General features: G+C 60.4%; 17 protein-coding genes. 10 read left to right on the top strand and 7 right to left on the bottom strand.

Annotated elements, in window-relative coordinates; genetic code table 11:
* Genes BM234_RS00345 through atpD form a run of 6 tightly spaced genes read right to left on the bottom strand, consistent with a single transcriptional unit; the run spans position 1 to position 3,376 of the window.
* Positions 1 to 288, bottom strand: coding sequence for a F0F1 ATP synthase subunit C (locus tag BM234_RS00345; RefSeq protein ID WP_092059541.1), 288 nt, complete (start codon positions 286 to 288; stop codon positions 1 to 3).
* Positions 285 to 980, bottom strand: coding sequence for a F0F1 ATP synthase subunit A (locus BM234_RS00340; protein WP_092059539.1), 696 nt, complete (start codon positions 978 to 980; stop codon positions 285 to 287). The genes BM234_RS00345 and BM234_RS00340 overlap by 4 nt, the downstream gene beginning before the upstream one ends.
* Positions 977 to 1,276, bottom strand: coding sequence for an ATP synthase subunit AtpR (locus BM234_RS00335; RefSeq protein WP_217645932.1), 300 nt, complete (start codon positions 1,274 to 1,276; stop codon positions 977 to 979). The genes BM234_RS00340 and BM234_RS00335 overlap by 4 nt, the downstream gene beginning before the upstream one ends.
* Positions 1,273 to 1,560 carry an AtpZ/AtpI family protein gene (locus tag BM234_RS00330; RefSeq protein WP_092059537.1) on the bottom strand — a complete coding sequence of 96 codons (288 nt, stop codon included), beginning with the start codon at positions 1,558 to 1,560 and terminating at the stop codon, positions 1,273 to 1,275. Before BM234_RS00330 ends, BM234_RS00335 begins: the two co-directional genes overlap by 4 nt.
* Complete coding sequence (locus BM234_RS00325) at positions 1,557 to 1,967, bottom strand: ATPase (RefSeq protein WP_092059535.1); 411 nt, start codon at positions 1,965 to 1,967, stop codon at positions 1,557 to 1,559. Before BM234_RS00325 ends, BM234_RS00330 begins: the two co-directional genes overlap by 4 nt.
* The gene (atpD, locus tag BM234_RS00320) at positions 1,964 to 3,376 is read right to left on the bottom strand and encodes a F0F1 ATP synthase subunit beta (RefSeq protein ID WP_092061250.1); all 1,413 of its coding nucleotides are present in this window, start codon (positions 3,374 to 3,376) and stop codon (positions 1,964 to 1,966) included. Before atpD ends, BM234_RS00325 begins: the two co-directional genes overlap by 4 nt.
* Before the next feature lie 352 nt (positions 3,377 to 3,728).
* Between atpD and BM234_RS00315 the strand changes: the two genes are divergently transcribed.
* From BM234_RS00315 to BM234_RS00295, 5 genes are all read left to right on the top strand, one after another.
* Positions 3,729 to 5,561 carry a PHA/PHB synthase family protein gene (locus BM234_RS00315; protein WP_217645931.1) on the top strand — a complete coding sequence of 611 codons (1,833 nt, stop codon included), beginning with the start codon at positions 3,729 to 3,731 and terminating at the stop codon, positions 5,559 to 5,561.
* Positions 5,562 to 5,567: 6 nt separating this feature from the next.
* Positions 5,568 to 6,338, top strand: coding sequence for an enoyl-ACP reductase FabI (gene fabI / locus BM234_RS00310; protein ID WP_092059531.1), 771 nt, complete (start codon positions 5,568 to 5,570; stop codon positions 6,336 to 6,338).
* 89 nt (positions 6,339 to 6,427) lie between these two features.
* Positions 6,428 to 6,700 carry a hypothetical protein gene (locus BM234_RS00305; protein WP_092059529.1) on the top strand — a complete coding sequence of 91 codons (273 nt, stop codon included), beginning with the start codon at positions 6,428 to 6,430 and terminating at the stop codon, positions 6,698 to 6,700.
* A gap of 29 nt (positions 6,701 to 6,729) precedes the next feature.
* The gene (locus BM234_RS00300; RefSeq protein ID WP_092059527.1) at positions 6,730 to 8,127 is read left to right on the top strand and encodes a bifunctional enoyl-CoA hydratase/phosphate acetyltransferase; all 1,398 of its coding nucleotides are present in this window, start codon (positions 6,730 to 6,732) and stop codon (positions 8,125 to 8,127) included.
* Positions 8,124 to 9,317, top strand: coding sequence for an acetate/propionate family kinase (locus BM234_RS00295; protein ID WP_092059525.1), 1,194 nt, complete (start codon positions 8,124 to 8,126; stop codon positions 9,315 to 9,317). The genes BM234_RS00300 and BM234_RS00295 overlap by 4 nt, the downstream gene beginning before the upstream one ends.
* Positions 9,318 to 9,350: 33 nt before the next feature.
* On the opposite strand, the gene BM234_RS00290 is transcribed toward BM234_RS00295, so the two are convergent.
* Positions 9,351 to 9,929: a hypothetical protein gene (locus BM234_RS00290; protein ID WP_092059523.1), complete on the bottom strand. Its 579-nt coding sequence runs from the start codon at positions 9,927 to 9,929 to the stop codon at positions 9,351 to 9,353.
* A 222-nt stretch (positions 9,930 to 10,151) separates the two neighbouring features.
* Between BM234_RS00290 and BM234_RS00285 the strand changes: the two genes are divergently transcribed.
* From BM234_RS00285 to phnE (BM234_RS00265), 5 genes are all read left to right on the top strand, one after another.
* Positions 10,152 to 10,820 carry a 5-formyltetrahydrofolate cyclo-ligase gene (locus BM234_RS00285; protein ID WP_092059521.1) on the top strand — a complete coding sequence of 223 codons (669 nt, stop codon included), beginning with the start codon at positions 10,152 to 10,154 and terminating at the stop codon, positions 10,818 to 10,820.
* Between the two features lie 266 nt (positions 10,821 to 11,086).
* Positions 11,087 to 12,070 carry a phosphate/phosphite/phosphonate ABC transporter substrate-binding protein gene (phnD, locus tag BM234_RS00280; RefSeq protein ID WP_092059519.1) on the top strand — a complete coding sequence of 328 codons (984 nt, stop codon included), beginning with the start codon at positions 11,087 to 11,089 and terminating at the stop codon, positions 12,068 to 12,070.
* Between the two features lie 67 nt (positions 12,071 to 12,137).
* Positions 12,138 to 12,914 carry a phosphonate ABC transporter ATP-binding protein gene (gene phnC / locus BM234_RS00275; protein WP_092059517.1) on the top strand — a complete coding sequence of 259 codons (777 nt, stop codon included), beginning with the start codon at positions 12,138 to 12,140 and terminating at the stop codon, positions 12,912 to 12,914.
* On the top strand, positions 12,911 to 13,705 hold the full coding sequence (gene phnE, locus BM234_RS00270; RefSeq protein ID WP_092059515.1) for a phosphonate ABC transporter, permease protein PhnE: 795 nt from the start codon (positions 12,911 to 12,913) through the stop codon (positions 13,703 to 13,705). Before phnC ends, phnE (BM234_RS00270) begins: the two co-directional genes overlap by 4 nt.
* Positions 13,702 to 14,511: a phosphonate ABC transporter, permease protein PhnE gene (gene phnE, locus BM234_RS00265; RefSeq protein WP_092059513.1), complete on the top strand. Its 810-nt coding sequence runs from the start codon at positions 13,702 to 13,704 to the stop codon at positions 14,509 to 14,511. The genes phnE (BM234_RS00270) and phnE (BM234_RS00265) overlap by 4 nt, the downstream gene beginning before the upstream one ends.
* The last annotated feature ends 32 nt before the right edge of the window (positions 14,512 to 14,543 follow it).

The following is a 14,543-nucleotide window of genomic DNA, read 5'->3' as shown; positions in this document are numbered from 1 at the left end:
TCAGCCGCCCGCCGCCGCAGCGGCTTCGACTGCCGCGTTCCAGAATGGATTGGCGAAGATGAGGATCATCGCGACGACGAAACAGTAGATCGCCGTGGATTCAATCATTGCGAGGCTCACGAAAAGCGTACGCGACAGGGTCGAGGCGGCGTCAGGTTGCTGGGCGATGGCGCTGAGCGCCTGCGAGGCCGCCCGTCCCTCACCCAAAGCCGGGCCAATCGCCCCGAAGGAGACCGTCAATCCGGCAGTGAGAATGGAAATAGCGGCAATGATCCCAAGGTCAGTCATGATTTGTCCTTCTGTGTTGTGGACGGATGTGGCGGCTTGGTGGCACTGGAGATGTAAACCGTGGCGAGGATCGCGAAGATGTAGGCCTGGATCATGCCGGTCAGCAGGCCGAGCACGTCCATGATCACCGGAAAGAAAAACGGCGCGACCGTCAGCAGTATGGCCGCAATGACAGCGCCGCTCATGATGTTGCCGTAAAGACGGATCGCGAGCGATATGCCGCGCGAGGCTTCCGAAATGATGTTGAAGGGCAGCATGATGAACGAGGGCTGCAGATAGGTCTTGAGGTAACCGCCGAGGCCCCGGCTGGTGATACCGAACAGGGGTACGGCCACGAGTACGGACAGGGCGAGCGCAGTCGTGGTCGAGAGGGATGACGTCGGCGGCTCAAACCCCGGCACGACAAGAAGCAAGTTGGAGACCGCAACGAACAAGAAGAGTGTCCCGGCGAAATAGAGGAGATGGCGCGACGGACCTTGGGCGATCTCCTCAATCTGGCTTTGAATGCTTTGAACGATCACTTCAAGCGCAGTGCGCCAGCGGTTCGGGGGCACATCGGCACGCAGGTTGCGCGTGAGGAGCATAGAGACGCCCGTCAGCATCGCCATCACGATCCACGTATAGAAGATGGTGGCATTGATCGGGATCCCCCAGATAACAAACAGGATCATCTGGTCAGGCGACAGGATCATTCCGACCCTCCTGCCCGTACGGGCGCGCGGGCCATGGCGGTCGCCATGCGTCGACAGATGAAAAACGCGATGCCATATCCCGCAAAGGCCCAAGGCCCCGCCAGCGTTGCAATCAACCAGCCGATAGCCAATAACCCGGAAATCCGAAGCGCCGCGCTCACACCGAGGGTTGCGATCGCGTTTCCGGCGCGCAGGGCACGCTGCATTCCGAAGGCCAGCCCCGCAAAGAAAAGCGCGCTCACCAACGTCCCGGCCGCCAGCCCCAAGCCCAATGCGGGCCAGTCCACAGCAATCATTCTCCGTCTCCTTCTTTGTTGACCCACGCCGCCGCGATGAACGCGCCGATGACGACCCCTCCAAGGATGAGGGCAATCGTCCATGAAAAGACCTGAGGGGCTACACGGTCCAGCCAAAGCCCCAGAAACGCCCCCCCGACCGTCGGCACCGCGATCGACCAACCGATCATTCCAAAGGTGCCGATGCCGCGCAGCGGGCTTGGCCCCGGATGGTCGCGCGCGGATTTCATCCGCGCGGCATGCCGCGCGATGTCTTCGGCGGGTTTGTCGGGATCGGGGCTCATGGCGCGGGCGTCTTCAATTCGGCGAACCGCCGGACCATATCGGCTTCGAGCCGGGACAGGGCCGAGCGGGCCTGCCGCTCCTCTTCGTCCACTTGTACGAAACGGGACTCTACAGTGTGCTTCAAACTGCTCAGGTCATCGCCAAGGACTCCGCGCAATACAGCCACGTCGACGCTATGCCCCTTCTTGACCAACAGTCCTTCATCGATGCCGAAGATCGCTTCGGATCCATCGACGAGGCGGAGCGTCATCACAGACGGCACCAGAGCCGACACGAAATCGATGTGGTTCGGCAGCAGCCCGAAAGCGCCCGTCGGGGCGACTGCGGTGAGGCGCTCAGCTTGCCCTTCGAACAGGGTGGAGGTTGGAAGGCGCAAGCAGACGCTCATGCTCCGAGCCATGCTCATGCCGCCCCCTCCAGATCGCTCAGATCGCCGATCATGTAATAGGCGCTTTCGGGCAGCGGAAATTCGGTCTGGTTCAGGATCGTCTCACAACTGTCGAGCGTCTTCGCAATCGGGACGGTCTGGCCTTTCGTGCCACTGAAAGCTTCGGTGGTCACGAAAGGTTGCGTCAGAAATCGCTCAAGACGCCGGGCGCGGGCCACGGTGAGACGGTCAGCGGAGGAGAGTTCTTCCAGCCCCAGCATCGCGATGATGTCACGCAGTTCTTCGTAATCGGCGAGCGTGCTGCGCACCGCGCGCGCGATGTCATAGTGTCTCTGCCCCACAACTGATGGGGTCAGCATAACGGACGTGGAGGCGAGTGGATCGACCGCGGGATATAACCCCTCGCTGGCGCGCTTGCGCGACAAGACGACCGAAGCGGACAGGTGCGAGAAGATATGCGCCGCCGCAGGATCGGTGAAGTCGTCGGCGGGGACGTAAACGGCTTGGATCGATGTGATGGCCCCGCGCGCGGTGGAGGTGATCCGCTCCTCGAGCGCGGCAAGCTCCGTAGCCAACGTCGGCTGATACCCCACCCGCGACGGCATGCGCCCCAACAGGCCCGACACCTCGGATCCCGCCTGCACAAACCGAAAGATATTGTCGATGAGCAGGAGCACGTCCTGGCCCTTTTCGTCGCGGAAATATTCCGCCATCGTCAGGGCCGTGTTGCCGATGAGAAATCGCACGCCGGGTGCCTTGTTCATCTGCCCAAAGAGCATGACGGTTTTTTCACGAACGCCTGCTTCGCCCATCTCACGGTAGAGTTCCTCGGCCTCGCGGGAACGTTCGCCGATGCCGCAAAACAGGCTGACGCCCTTGTGATATTGTACCGTGTTGTTGATCAACTCAGTGATCAAAACCGTCTTGCCGACCCCAGCACCGCCGAAAAGCCCGGTCTTGCCCCCCCGTTCGATGGGCGACAGCAGGTCAATCGCCTTGATCCCGGTCTCGAGAAAGTTGGAATGGACCACGCGCTCGGCAAGGCTGGGCGGAGCCCGATGAATAGACCGGAATTGCTCCGTTTCCGGAGCAGGTCGACCATCGAGCGGCGCGCCGAACACATCAAGCATCCGGCCCAGTACCGCGTCCCCCACCGGGACCGTGATCGGCCCGCCGCTGGACGTGACCGGCATGCCAAGTCCCAGCCCCCGTACCGGAGCCATGGCCATCGCGCGCACAACGCCATCGCCTAACAATGCAGACACTTCCAGCGGAACATCTCCGGCATGAAGAAGGTCGTGAATGCGCGGCACGGCATCGTCCCACACAACATCGACGACGCCGCCATGTATGGCCGCGATGCGCCCCATCATTTCGGGCGCGAGCCGCTCATCCCGCGTTTCAGTGGCTGAATTGGTCTCTGTCATCTTTGCCGTGTCCAGATGTTCGGTCCGGGGGGCAGCATCTGCGGCTCCCGTGTCGACCCCCACATTAACACCTGCGTCGCGACGCGACTTGATGTGCGTCAATGCGTGGGCATGCGCGTGGATCTAAACAGACGGCATCGTCTTCGTTTCACCGACATTTACGACAGGACATCCAGAAGTGTTTGCCAAGCAGCATCGCCTCACCGCCAACGGTCGCCCCATGGCCGGCCAGCGGCCTCATCATACGTATCACGCCGTCCGTCGCAGCCCTCGGATTCGCAGCGGCGGTGACTCTCGTTTCAACGGCGTGCCGGACACCCAAAGTTCGAGAGGGGTATAGCGGATGACAAACATGGCACCTGCAAACCCGCTGAATGCGCAGCACCGCGACAGCACCACCGGCCTTCGGACAGGTTCGGCAAGGAGAGGTCGCGGCGAAGCACGAGAACATGCGATTTCACACTCCCACACCACAATGGAGCAAGCGCTGGACAAGGGACTGAAGGCCGCCCTTGCGAAGGCAACCGCCGGGCTGTCGCCGATCGCTCTTACCGCGGCCTATGCCGATTGGGCGCTCCACCTCGCATCTGCCCCGGGCAAGCAGCTTCAACTCATGGAAAAGGCGGCAAAGAAGGCTGCGCGGTTTGGCAATTACGCGGCGCTCTGTGCGAGCAATCCCAAAACGACCGAGACCTGCATCGACCCATTGCCGCAGGACAAACGTTTCCGCAGCGAGAACTGGCAGAAATGGCCCTACAACCTGATGTATCAGGCGTTTCTGCTGAACCAACAATGGTGGTACAACGCCACGACGGATGTCGAGGGCGTTACGGCACAGCATGAAGACGTGATGACCTTCGCCGCGCGCCAGGTCCTCGATGTCTTTTCACCCTCCAACTACCCCCTGACCAATCCCGATATTCTCGAACAGACACTCCACCAAGGCGGCATGAACCTGCTCCGCGGGTGGCAAAACTTCATCGAGGATGTGTCCCGCGCGAAAGCCAAGCAAAAGCCCGTGGGCGCGGAGGAATTCGAAGTTGGCCGGAACGTCGCAACGTCAGCCGGCAAGGTCGTCTTCCGAAATCGACTGATCGAACTGATCCAATACGCGCCGACAACTGACAAGGTGCGCCCTGAACCGATCCTGATCGTGCCAGCGTGGATCATGAAATACTATATTCTCGACTTGAGTGAGGAGAACTCGCTGGTCCGTTTCCTGACGGGTCAGGGCTTCACGGTCTTTATGATCTCGTGGAAGAACCCCGATGCGGACGACCGCGACTTGGGGATGGATGACTACCTGTCGCTGGGCGTGATGGATGCGCTGGACGCGATCGAGGGCATCACCGGCGAACCGGATGTGCACGCGCTCGGCTATTGCCTCGGTGGGACGCTCTTGTCGATTGCCGCAGCGGCCATGGCACGCGATGGTGACGCACGCCTGAAAACCCTCACCCTACTGGCCGCCCAGACCGATTTCACCGAAGCGGGTGAGTTGCAGCTCTTCATAAATGAAAGCCAACTTACCTTCCTCGAGGACATGATGTGGGACCAAGGCTATCTCGATACCACCCAGATGGCGGGCGCGTTTCAGCTTTTGCGATCAAATGATCTTATCTGGTCGCGGATCGTGCATGACTATCTGATGGGCAAACGGACCCCGATGATCGATCTGATGGCATGGAACGCGGACGCGACGCGGATGCCCTATCGCATGCACTCTGAATATCTGCGGCGGCTGTTCCTAAACAACGACCTGGCCGAAGGTCGATACCATGTCGGAGACAGGCCAGTGACGATTTCCGACATCCGCGCGCCTGTTTTCATGGTCGGCACCGAACGGGACCACGTCGCCCCGTGGCACTCTGTCTATAAGTTCAATCTGCTCTCAGATGGGGATGTGACATTCGTTCTGGCGAGCGGCGGGCACAATGCGGGGATCGTCTCCGAGCCGGGCCATCCGCATCGTCACTATCGGATCGCAGAGAAGGATAAGGATGCGCCCTATCAGGACCCTGACCGCTGGGTCGAGGGAACGGAGCCAGTGCCGGGATCTTGGTGGCCTGCCCTCGCCGAATGGCTGGCAATACGCTCGGGCGAGCCCGCCGCCCCACCTTCGCTCGGTTCAAGTGAATATCCGGCGCTCTGCGACGCGCCCGGAACCTATGTGTATCGGGAGTAGAGGCCGATGCTGGAAGGTCTCTTGAAAGGCAAACGCGGATTGATCGTTGGCGTCGCAAATGAGCATTCCATCGCGGCAGGCTGCGCCCAGGCCATGAGTGCGGCCGGGGCTGAGCTGGCGATCACATATGCTCAGGAGAAGACAAGACGCTTTGTCGAGCCGGTGGTGGCGCAACTCAATGCACCGATCTTCATGCCCATGGATGTTGAAGTCGACGGACAGATGGAAGCGGTCTTTGAAACGATTGCCCGTGAATGGAACGGTCTCGATTTCGTCGTTCACTCTGTCGCCTACTGTAACCGAGAGGATCTCCATGGCCCCGTCTCCGAATGCTCAAAAGCCGGTTTCGCCCAAGCCATGGATATCTCCGTCCATTCCCTTATCCGCATGACGCGTCTTGCCGTTCCGCTGATGCCAAAAGGCGGCAGCATCCTCACCATGAGCTACTATGGCGCAGAGAAGGTCGTTGATCACTACAACATCATGGGTCCGGTCAAATCGGCGCTCGAAAGTACGGTGCGGTACTTGGCGGCGGAGCTTGGCCCGAAACAGATACGGGTCAACGCCATTTCGCCCGGCCCCCTAGAGACGCGCGCAGGATCCGGGATCGACCATTTCGACGAATTGATCGATGCGGCGCGCCAGCAGGCGCCTCAGCGCAGTCTCGTGAGCATCGATGACGTGGGGCAGATGGCTGTCGGCCTCGTGAGTGACATGTCGCGCAAAGTCACGGGAAATACCTCCTATGTCGACGCCGGCTATCACGTGCTCGCGTGATGGAATGGCAGAGAGTTGCCGCGCGACGCGGGGCTATCGTTTCACCGGAGATCCCACCTTGGGGCACTCCAAAACAAAGGAAGAAAGCGATGAGTGAAAAGAAACTGAATTGGAAACCCGACCTCAGCTATCCTGCGGGCAAGGGCGCGACCGAACAGCGGTTCACCGCCTCCGCCAACGGGGACGAGTTGGAGATAGATACGCACCCTTGGGGTGACGCCGATCTCAAAATCGACGGCCTCAATGCCGCGCATGTGGAGGGCTTGGCTTCCGACGGGGATGCGTTCCGCGCGGCCGAGAATATCGCCGAAGAGATCGAGGGCCGACACTCTGACGAAGCCCCACAGACCCCAAAGGGCTGAAAGCCCTCCCCGGAAAGGGACATGTCGCCATGCAATTCATCGAAAACAAGACCTTCGATGAGATCCATGTCGGAGACAGCGCGGAATTGACCCGTACGTTGACGACGCAGGATATCGAACTGTTCGCCGTTATGTCGGGGGACGTGAACCCGGCCCATATCGATGAGGAATTTGCCAAGTCCGACATCTTTCACAAGGTGATCGCGCACGGCATGTGGGGCGGCGCGTTGGTCTCGGCTGTGCTGGGAACGGAACTGCCCGGTCCCGGCACGATCTATCTCAACCAGAACCTGAGCTTCCGGCGCCCGGTCGGTCTTGGCGATACGGTCACGGTTCGGGTTACCGTGAACGGCAAGGAGGATGCGCATCATCACGTCACTCTGGACTGTCTCTGCCTGAACCAAAGCGGCGAAACCGTGATCGAAGGTCAGGCCCTGGTCATCGCGCCCACGGAAAAAGTGCGCCGCCCCCGTGTTACCTTGCCGGAGGTTCATCTGCACGAACGAGGGGCGCGATTCCGCGAGTTGATCAAGGCGACGGCCCCGCTTGCCCCGGTGCCTACGGCCGTAGTCCACCCCTGCGATGCGCTTTCACTGCAAGGCGCGCTCGACGCGGGGGACCAAGGCATCATTGTCCCGATCCTCGTCGGTCCCCGTGCAAAGATCGAAGCGGCCGCCGAAGAAATCGCGCGCAGCCTGACCGGGATCGAGATCATCGATACCCCCCATAGCCATGCCGCCGCCGACAGATCCGTCGCACTCGCCCGTGCGGGCAAGGTGGGAATGCTGATGAAGGGCAAGATCCACACGGACGAACTTCTGGAACCCGTCGTCGACGGCAAGACCGGCCTGCGCACCGAACGGCGCATGAGCCATGTCTTCGCGCTGGACGTTCCGAACTATCCCAAGCCGCTGTTGATCAGCGATGCGGCCATCAATATCTTTCCCGATCTGCAAGCCAAACGCGACATCGTACAGAACGCCATCGACCTCGGTCATGCTCTTGGCCTATCGCTTCCGAAGGTGGCCATACTCTCCGCCGTGGAAACGGTCACGCCAACCATCCCGTCGACCGTGGATGCGGCGGCCCTGTGCAAGATGGCGGGTCGGGGGCAAATCACCGGCGGCCTGCTGGATGGGCCGCTTGCATTCGACAATGCCATTTCCAAGTCGGCCGCAGAGACCAAGGGTATTGTCTCCGACGTGGCAGGTGATGCCGATATCCTGATCGTGCCGGATCTTGAGGCCGGCAACATGATCGCTAAACAGCTGATCTATCTCGCCGGGGCCGATGCGGCGGGCGTGGTGCTGGGCGCTCGTATTCCAATCGTACTGACAAGCCGCTCGGACGGGGTGATGTCGCGCTTGGCTTCCGCCGCGATTGCCCAGCTTTTCGTCCACCGCCGATCGGCAGAGATCAAGATATGACCGGCGACATTCTTACGCTGAATGCCGGATCCTCCAGCCTCAAATTCGCGGTCTTCGCCCCAAAAGACTCGAAGCAGACGGCCCACATCACCGGCAAAATTGCCGGCATTGGTCGTGCGCCCGAATTCTCGGCGCGTGATGCAAACGGCATGCTTTTGGTTTCGGACCAACCGACAGTGTTCAGCCCAACATCCACGCACGAAGACCTTGTGGCCTTCCTTTTGGACTGGCTGGAGCATCAGCTTGGCAACCGAACGCTTGCGATCGTCGGACATAGGATCGTGCATGGAGGGCAAACCTTCAGCCAGCCGGTGCGTATCGATGACACTGTCCTAAGTGAACTCGACGGGCTTGTACCGCTGGCGCCCCTCCATCAGCCGCACAATCTGGCGACGGTCCGTGCCGTTGCGGCGTGGCGTCCGGACCTTCCGCAGATCGCCTGTTTCGACACCGGGTTTCACCGAACGCAGGATACTTTGGCGACATTGTTCGCCCTGCCGCGCGCCTTGAGCGATGAGGGGATCATTCGGTACGGATTTCACGGTCTCTCCTATGACTACATCGCAGGCGTGCTGCCCGACCATCTGGGCCCAAAGGCAGAGGGGAGGATCATCGTCGCCCATCTGGGGAATGGCGCGAGCATGTGCGCCATGCGAAACCGCCAAAGCGTCGCCACGAGCATGGGGTTCACCGCGCTGGACGGCCTCATGATGGGGAGTCGGTGCGGCGCACTGGACCCGGGTGTCGTGCTGTACCTCCTGCAATCGAAAGGAATGAGCCCGGCGGAGATCGAGACGCTTCTGTATGAAAAATCCGGTTTGCTTGGCGTGTCCGGTATCAGCAACAATATGCAGGTATTGGAGGACAGTGACGCGCCCCAAGCGCTGGAGGCAATCGACCTTTTCGTCCATCGGGCCGCGAGCACACTTGCGGGGCTTGTTGCTGCTCTGGGCGGTCTTGATGCTCTGGTCTTTACGGCGGGCATTGGAGAAAACTCCGCCCGTGTTCGCAGATCAATCTGCGCGCGGCTCGAATGGCTGGGTATCGCGATCGATCACGTGGCAAATGAGCGGAACGAAACGCGGATTTCTATGGATGCCTCGGCGATTGACGTGCTGGTACTGCCCACAAACGAAGAGGCGGTTATCGCCGCTGGCTGCAGGAGGTTCGTCGAACCGAGCGCGGTTTGAGATACTCGGAATCGGACCGAAGCCGCGCTCCGCCTAGTCCGATGATTTGCGCAACTCCTGCTTCCGATTCTGATACCCATGGGCATCTCCGTATTCCACGAAGTCGGGATAATGCGAGTGCCGTCCGGCCATGTGCTTGGCATGCTTTATGGGACACCAATACTGTTCAGTCCGCGCCGCGATTTCGCGGGCGTAAGCCAACAGGCCATTGCCATAGCCGCAATAGGCACAGTTCAACTTCTCAAGACCGTTCAGATACGCCAGATGCCGCCGGTCGAGTGAAATGTATTCCGCGCGGCGCACCTTTTCGATCCGGTAAACTGGGAAACAGATCGCCTGATAGACGGTGACGAAGATATCCAACAGCACGAGCGGCACGATTACCGAGTAGATGACCGGGGCCGTCAGCACAACGAGCGGGCGGGCCTGTGCCAGATATGACGAGAGCCTTTGCTGAAGCGCCTTGTGCCTCTGCCTGACCTCTTTCTCGAAGACGACTCGGCCGCTTTCCAACCGATATTCAAAGGCGCTCCTGCGTCGTCCGAATTCTTCTTCCAACTCGTCCTGAAGCGCATGAATGCGTTCGACCAAGTTGCTGACTTTGTCACTCACGTCTGGTTCTCCTCTGTCCAGTCAACCTTTGTTGTGGGCCTCCCGGCGCACGCATACCGCCGCGTAAGACCGGCCCATATATCGCAGCTGAGACGGTTCGGCAGATTCCCAATCTCACCGTCTCCCGATGCTATGATCAACGTCTATCATCTCGCTGACGGAGTATGTGTTGAAACTGACTTTCCAACGGGGCAGGCTTCGCCCTAGTGGGAGGGTGCAAAGATGAGTGATACCGATGAAACGCGCGGGGGATCATCCCCTTGTTTCGAGCACCTGATCATCGGGGGCGAGAGCGTGGATCCCGCCGCTGCACGCGATGTCGCGCGGTTCCGCAAGGCAGAGCGCGCGCGCCTTCTTGAGGCGAGGCAGATGCCGCTGGATCAACGCAACAGCGCCACGGACGCGCTGATCCAAGGGCTAGAGGAAATCATCCTGCCCGGTCAGGGACAGAAAATAGCGGTCTATTGGCCTATCAGGGGCGAGCCTGATTTACGTCGGTGGATGGCGTCGGCGCATGATGCAGGGGCGCAGGTCCTTCTTCCGGTGGTGGTTGAGAAAGCTCAGCCATTGGAGTTTCGCATCTGGTCACCCGGCTGCCGCATGACGCGCGGGTTCTGGAATATTCTCGTGCCCGAAGAGGGCACCCCTGTAATCCCCGATACCGTCATCTCGCCCCTCGTCGGCGGCGACCGCGGGCTGTATCGCCTGGGGAATGGGGGTGGGTACTACGACCGGACCCTTGCCGCGCTACAGCCTCGCCCACGGACTATCGGTGTCGGATTTGCAGGGACCCTGATCGACTCCATCTTCCCGATGCCTTGGGACATCCCGATGGATGAAATCTTGCTTTCCGACGGCACTCATCTCACGAAAGACACCGCACGCCGTTAGCGGCTGCGAAGCTTCGGAGACAAACGACCAGAAGCAGGGCTGTGTTCGGCCTCCCCACTGATCAACGGACAAACGATGAGTACCCACGCGCACCAACGGTCCATTGCATTGCCCGTACCGCACCCGGTCCGCCCTTGGATCTGACCCAAAGTTGCTGTGTGTCAAACACGTTGCAAGCCAAACACGTTGCAAATCGAAAACATTAATGGTCGTATCCAGCCCGAGAACTCCGCGAGCAAATTGCGGAGCCAAGAGGGAGGAAGAACATGCTCAAGGATAAGGTTTTCGGCGTTGGCATTCTGTCGGCATTGGCCGTGACAGCGGGCGGTGCATACGCGCAGGACGACTGCACAAGCCGCGGCGCGCTGGATGTGATGTATTGCGATGCCGATGGCGACCTCGTGGCCGATGCGCCCACCGATCCCGCCGAATTGAAGGACCCGTCGACGCTGGTCTTTGCCTATACGCCCGTCGAAGACCCGGCGATCTACGAAGACATCTGGAGCCCCTTCATCGAGCATCTCGAAGAGGTAACTGGCAAGGATGTACAGTTCTTTGCCGTTCAATCCAACTCCGCCGAGGTCGAGGCGATGCGTTCCGGCCGCCTGCACATCGCAGGCTTTTCCACTGGACCTACGCCCTACGCGGTCAATCTGGCCGGGGTAGAGCCTTTCGCGATCATGGGCAGTGATGACGGGCAGTTTGGCTATAAACTGCAGGTCTACACACAAGCGGATAGCGACATCAAAGAGATGCCCGACCTCGCAGGCAAGCGCGTGGCGCATACGTCGCCCACCTCCAATTCCGGCAACCTTGCCCCACGGGCGCTGTTCCCCGATCTGGGTGTCGTCCCGGATGAGGACTACGAAGTCAGCTATTCGGGGAGCCACGACCAATCGATGTTGGGTGTCGTAGCTGGCGATTATGATGCTGCGCCAGTCGCGTCCGAAGTGGTGGATCGCATGGCCGAGCGCGGTCTCTACGATCCCGCCGATGTTCGCATCGTGTGGGAAAGCGACCCGTTTCCGACAACCTCTTATGGGGTCGCGCATGACCTTGCGCCCGAGTTGAAGGAAAAGATCAAGGAAGCTTTCTTCAGCTTCGATTTCTCCGGCACCGCCTTGGGTGAGGAATTCTCCGGCGTCAGCAAGTTCGTCCCGATCACCTACAAGGATCAATGGGCCGTCATTCGGCAGATCCAGAAGGCGAATGGCGTCGAGTATACGCCCCAGGGACTGGCCGCCGAGTAATTGGCCGCCGAGTAATAGTATCTCGTAGGGGCTGGCCCATGGCCGGCCCCGCAAGGAAAGCAGTTTAATGCTGAAGATTACTGACCTCGTCAAACGCTACGGCGCTGGCGATCCGGTCCTGAAGAATCTCGACCTGACCATCGAGGGCGAAAGCGTGGTGTCGATCATCGGCTCGTCCGGCGCCGGCAAGAGCACCCTTTTGCGCTGTATAAACCGGTTGGTGGAACCCACGTCAGGTTCCATCATCCTCAACGGCACCGAACTGACCACGCTGCGGGGCAAGAACCTTCGCGCGGCGCGGCGCAAGATCGGGATGGTGTTTCAGGGCTTCAACCTCGTGGACCGACTGACAGTGATGGAAAACGTCCAGTCCGGGCGATTGGGGTATATCTCCACTTGGGCCGCGGTCAGCAGGCGATACCCCAAGGCGGACATCCAGCGGGCCTTTGAGTTGATGGAGCGTGTGGGCATCGCCCAATACGCCAATAGCCGCGCCGACCAACTCTCAGGTGGAGAGCGCCAGCGTGTTGGCGTCGTGCGGGCCTTGATGCAACAACCCGAAATCCTGCTTGCTGACGAACCGACCGCATCGCTCGACCCCAAGACCTCCGAACAGATCATGGGACTGCTGCGGGATCTGGCACGCGAGTTGAAGCTGCCAGTGGTCATCAACATCCACAACGTGACCGAGGCAAAGGAATACACGGATCGGATTGTGGGCATGCGTTATGGGCGCATCATCTTTGACGATGAACCTGCCAAGTTGGACGGGGCGGAGATGGACAAGATCTATGCCGGCAGCCCGCACGCCGACCGCGCCACGCAAGGGGCAGAAACGCCATGAACACCCCGCGCGACACTTGGGAAAAGCCACCCTTCATCGCCAATCGAGCTCTGCGTTGGGCCGTCTACCTTGGCTTGATCATCTATTTCGGCTGGGTCGGCCTGACGATGCCGATTGACTGGGGCCGCGTCTCCGAGGGCATCGGCCGTGCGGGGCGTATCTTTGGCGGGGCTTTCCCCCCGAGTTTCGAGCGTAGCGGCCTTCTGATCGACGGCTTTCTCGAAAGCCTGAAGATCGCCATTCTTGCCACGGCCGGGGGCGCGCTCCTGTCGATCCCGATTGCCTTCATGGCGGCCCGCAATGTCGCGGCCTTGCCGATCTTTTACATTGGTCGGGCAATCATCATCATCGCCCGCAGCTTTCACCCGGTGATCGTTGCGATCCTCTTCGTCAAGGCCGTGGGCTTCGGCCCCTTTGCCGGCGTGCTTACGCTCATCATCTATTCCATTGGCTTTGTCGCCAAGATGCTCGCCGAGAAGATCGAGGAAATCGACTTTGGTCAGGTGGAGGCGGTACGCGCCGCCGGCGCGCCTTACCTCTCGACGTTGATCTACGCGATCTTCCCGCAAATCATGCCGCGTCAGATCGGTTTGACCATCTATCAGCTGGATTCCAATCTTCGCGCCTCTGCCGTCGTGGGAATTGTCGGCGCAGGCGGGATCGGCGCGACCCTCGCCAATGCCTTCGGGCGTTACGATTATGACTTCGCGCTGGCCATCACCATCGTCATCGTCGCCGTGATCCTTCTCTCCGAAGCAGTCAGCGGTCTTGTCCGAAAGCACATCCAATGACCTCTATTTCGCAGCAGTTCGGCCGCGATGAGTGGACCCGGTTTACCCCGAGACAGAAACTGACCCGCTGGGGCACTCTGGCCGGCTGCGCGCTGGCCATCGTCTGGGCCCTGTCGTCCATCGAGGTGATCTGGGCATGGGTCTGGGGCGCGCCCGAGCAGATCGGGGATCTCTTCGGACGGATGTACCCGCCCGACCCGACCAACCTCGTCACGATCCTCAAGGTCCTGTGGGATACGGTCAACATAGCAACATTCGCCACCGCATTTGCCGTATTGCTGTCGCTGCCCGTGGCCTACATCTCGGCGCAGAACACCACACCCAACCGCGGGACCTTGTGGCTTGGCCGTCTGATCCTCGTGACCTCGCGTTCGGTCAACACGATCATCTGGGCACTGCTCTTCGTCGCGATCTTTGGCCCCGGCATCGTCGCCGGCATCATCGCGATCATGTTCCGCTCTATCGGATTTATCGGCAAGCTATTGGGCGAAGCGATCGAGGAAATCGACAAGCGCCCTGTCGAGGCCCTGGAGGCAACCGGTGCCTCACGCTTCAAGGTGATCGTTTATGCCATCATCCCACAGGTCATGCCCACCTTCTGGGCCGTGGCCATCCTGCGTTGGGACATCAACCTTCGGGAATCCACGGTGCTTGGCCTCGTCGGTGCGGGGGGGATCGGCATCGTTCTGCAAGGGGCGATCGACACGTTCAACTGGCCCGAAGTCGCGACCATCCTGCTGGCGATCATTGCGCTCGTGATCATCGGCGAAGTCATCTCCGCCTTCCTCAGACGCCGCATTCTGTAACCCGCGGTATCCGGGGTCAGCCTCGTCAGGCC

The organism is Poseidonocella pacifica (assembly GCF_900111875.1).
Taxonomy (GTDB): Bacteria; Pseudomonadota; Alphaproteobacteria; order Rhodobacterales; family Rhodobacteraceae; genus Poseidonocella; species Poseidonocella pacifica.
The sequence above is the reverse complement of the archived record's forward strand: the minus strand, read 5'-3'. Positions and strand labels throughout refer to the sequence as shown.